The sequence below is a fragment of the Aquimarina sp. RZ0 genome, assembly GCF_008370685.1.
Lineage (GTDB): Bacteria > Bacteroidota > Bacteroidia > Flavobacteriales > Flavobacteriaceae > Aquimarina.
Genome location: NZ_VTZU01000159.1, coordinates 1 through 3393, shown reverse-complemented (window position 1 = coordinate 3393; position 3393 = coordinate 1). Strand labels below are relative to the sequence as shown.

4 protein-coding genes are annotated in these 3393 nt (G+C 32.9%); 1 reads left to right on the top strand and 3 read right to left on the bottom strand.

Going from position 1 to position 3393, the window contains the following annotated elements; genetic code table 11:
- Positions 1–311: 311 nt before the first annotated feature.
- The 3 genes from F0000_RS28470 to F0000_RS28010 all read right to left on the bottom strand — a co-directional run bounded on the left by F0000_RS28470 (position 312) and on the right by F0000_RS28010 (position 1236).
- Positions 312–446 carry a hypothetical protein gene (locus tag F0000_RS28470; RefSeq protein ID WP_255452912.1) on the bottom strand — a complete coding sequence of 45 codons (135 nt, stop codon included), beginning with the start codon at positions 444–446 and terminating at the stop codon, positions 312–314.
- Positions 447–672: 226 nt separating this feature from the next.
- Complete coding sequence (locus F0000_RS26700) at positions 673–1017, bottom strand: hypothetical protein (RefSeq protein ID WP_149627749.1); 345 nt, start codon at positions 1015–1017, stop codon at positions 673–675.
- Positions 1018–1086: 69 nt separating this feature from the next.
- Positions 1087–1236, bottom strand: coding sequence for a hypothetical protein (locus F0000_RS28010; RefSeq protein WP_188112307.1), 150 nt, complete (start codon positions 1234–1236; stop codon positions 1087–1089).
- A gap of 283 nt (positions 1237–1519) precedes the next feature.
- Between F0000_RS28010 and F0000_RS26695 the strand changes: the two genes are divergently transcribed.
- Positions 1520–3190, top strand: a complete 1671-nt coding sequence (locus tag F0000_RS26695) for a tetratricopeptide repeat protein (protein ID WP_188112306.1) — start codon at positions 1520–1522, stop codon at positions 3188–3190.
- Positions 3191–3393 lie beyond the last annotated feature (203 nt).

The following is a 3393-nucleotide window of genomic DNA, read 5'->3' as shown; positions in this document are numbered from 1 at the left end:
TTATATATTAGATTTGAAGATCGAGTGGCACTTGATTTAGCGACCAAGCCCCAGGAGGGCTCTGGGAGCTAGCTCCCAGAGCCCTCCTGGGGCTTAACCCTGAGACAGGGTTATAATTACACTTCCTTAAAATAACAATAAATGGGTGTACCACAAATTTCTTTTTATGCGGCTTTTTGGCATAAATTTTTAATTCTGTTTTCTTTTCTACTTTTATAAACTACCTTAAGTTGCGCCATTTGTTGAATCCCTTTGATAGCCCTTCGTTGTCCAGATACCTTGAGCCCATGTTGTAGTACATCCGGGCGATTCTATGGCCCCAGAACCAATGAGTAATCCCTTTCAAGATACTGATGATACTGCATTCTCTTTTCATTTGTTTTGGGATGCTTTGGGAGTTTTTCGATTTCTTTAATAACATACGCTATTCCTTTGGTAAGCATCATTTCTGATACTGTATCGACTCACTTATATCTTTTTTGATCAGTTTTAAAAGATAGCTTGACAAAATCACATAAATGTTCTTTGGTATGGTGAAAATCTACAATCTGTATGCTCTCTGGATAGTTTTGATCTACCCAGTTCCATATCCATTTAGCCCCATCTGTTATAAAGACTAGAGAGTTTAGGTTTTCTAAATGATAGTCTACCTTTTTAAGAAAACTTTTATGATCACCAAGAAAGATGGATAATGTAATCAGAATTTATCAATAAGCTGCGACTTTGACAAGTCTGTATAAGATTTTCAGCTTGATGTATCCTGCCTAATTTATTTTCTTTCCAACTCTCTCCCCTTGTTAGATACATCGCTCCATCTACACTAACATAATGAAGAACATTCGTTTTTTTTGCTTCGTATTCTTTGTAGAGGTGGTCTTCGATCATTTGATTATCTTCATCCTCAATCCATAGACCATACTGATGACAAATCCGTTCTATCTGTTTAGCATTAACTTGACAAGCTGTTAAAGTATGAAGTACTTGAGAGGCTTTAGAAAACACCAAATATAGCTCCATATAACGCATAGTTCTTGTGTCAGATTACTGATATTCATTGAACTAGGGTTTATGGGTAACACATGGGACTTACTGATTTCTATTTGTCTGAATTGGGGGTGGAGCTTTTTTTGAGTTCTTACCTTTAGGAACTTTCCTTACAGATAGCTGTAACATATCTTGCTTAACCTTCTTCATCATAGCTGCATAGGTAGGTTCATATTGATAACCATTTTCCATACGATTTGGGTTAGATTCTCATGCTTCTATATGTTTGGCAAGTATTGCGGTCGCTTTTTCTTTAAAATCCATTGTTTCTCAAGAAATTACAAGATTATTAAAAAAAAAGGAAATTTTTCGTACACCCTTTTTATTAAATTAAGAGAAGGTTTACTAGAAAGTTTTCAATACGCTTTGTTCTATAGGGGTTTTAACAGTTATTACAGACCAGATTAAAAAAAAGATAAGTAGTTTTAAGGAAAATTAGAGTGACAATAATAAATTTGTTTAAAATCTATTTATTTTGAAAACCAGAATTTTACTCCTTCTGTTATCTCTCTTCTCTCTTTTTTCCTATTCACAGCTAGAAAATAAGGCTAGAGATGCACGTACTCTAAAGATAGAGGAAACTAAGCTACAAATAGAAAAGGCAGATTCAGATTCTTTACGGTTACCACTTAGATTAAAACTGGCAGGTCAATTAGCTTATTTTGATGGTAATATTGCCAAAGAAATCTTTCTAGATGTTCATAAAACTATTAAGGATAAAGAGTATAAAAGTTACCATTATCAAAAGCTGGAAGCAGAATTATTGTATAGTCTATCAAGCGTATCCTTAAATTTACAAGATACCGCAACAGCCTTGCAATATGCAAATGAGGCCTTAGATATAGCGAAAGAGATCGAATATGATTTGATTGTAGGAAGAACTATAAGTAATTTAGGGAATATTTACTCAAGACAAATGGATTTTGAGAAAGCAAAACGATTTCATAGACGTGCATTAGTATTCCACGAAAAAGCAAAGTCAGCTCGTGGGCAAGCACTTACCTTAAATCGAATAGGAAGAATCTTTGGTAAACAGGAAAAGATAGACTCTGCCAGGTATTATTACAAAAAAGCTATAGAAGCTGATACCTCTAAGGCACTTAGACTACAAATAAAGGGAAATTTAGCTAGTTCCTATGCAAATACTGGAAAATACGATCTAGCGGGCAATATTTATAGAGAGAACTTAAAATTGTTAGATCTAACGGAGTATAATATAAGAGCGCATAACCATTCTAATCTAGCAAAAGTATATGATAAACAAAAAGAGTATAGCAAAGCAAATGCGCATGTAGATAGTGCTATTTTCTTTGCAAAAAAGGTGAACGCTTTATTTTTAATACAGTCGGCATACCACGCTAAAGTTGGAATCGCATACAATGATAAAAAATTCTCAGAGTCTTATGAGGCTTTTTTAGTTCAAGACAAATACAAAGATTCTTTGGTAAAAGAAAGCACAACAAAACGTTTTGCTAATTTGGAATTTGCATATCAATATAAGAGAGAAAAAGAGCTAGTCGCCATAAACCTCAAGAATGAATCTACTAAAAAGAAATTGTATTTAGGATTACTCGTTATTACCGTCCTAGCGGCGTTGTTTTTAATTTATTTTATTAGAAAAAATAATAAACAAAAACTAGAGCTTGTTGCAAATAAAGCCAAACTAGCAGAGGTTGAAAAATTAAAAACGGAATTAGCACTTGCACATCGAGAACAAGAACTAAAAAAAGTAGTGGTAGAAAGTTCTGTTAGAGAAGAAGTCTTTAATAATACAATAGATGATATTAAACAAGTTACAGCTTTAGAGGATGAGAGAGAACGCAAATCTGCATTACGTTCGATATCAGCTTCATTATTATCAGAGAAAAGCTCTAAAAGATCATCTTTAAGCTTACAAACGTACCTCGATGAGATAAATATTGATTTCAAAATACTACTTGATCAACATTTTCCCGAATTAAAACCAAAGGAAAAAGAACTCCTTTGTCTTATGAAAATGGAGCTCAGCACCACAGAAATTAGTAAGCTTCAAAACAATACAGTAGCTGCTATAAAATCTTTAAGATATCGAATTCGTAAAAAACTTGGTTTAGGTTCTGAACAAGATATTATTGCTTTTATTGAAAATAAAGATATTACGTTATAAGGGCTTAAAAGGATTCCTTGAACATAGTTTTTTGATAAAACTCATACCTTTTTTGATTTATAAAATCCATATTTTGTGAGTAATACGATTTATAACTAAAAATTTCGCATATTCATCGTTTCTTTTTCCTTTCTACTTCGTTTAAAAAATAAACCGTAGCTATAGCTATGCTTGATTTTTTTGCCTTGCATAAAGAAAAAATA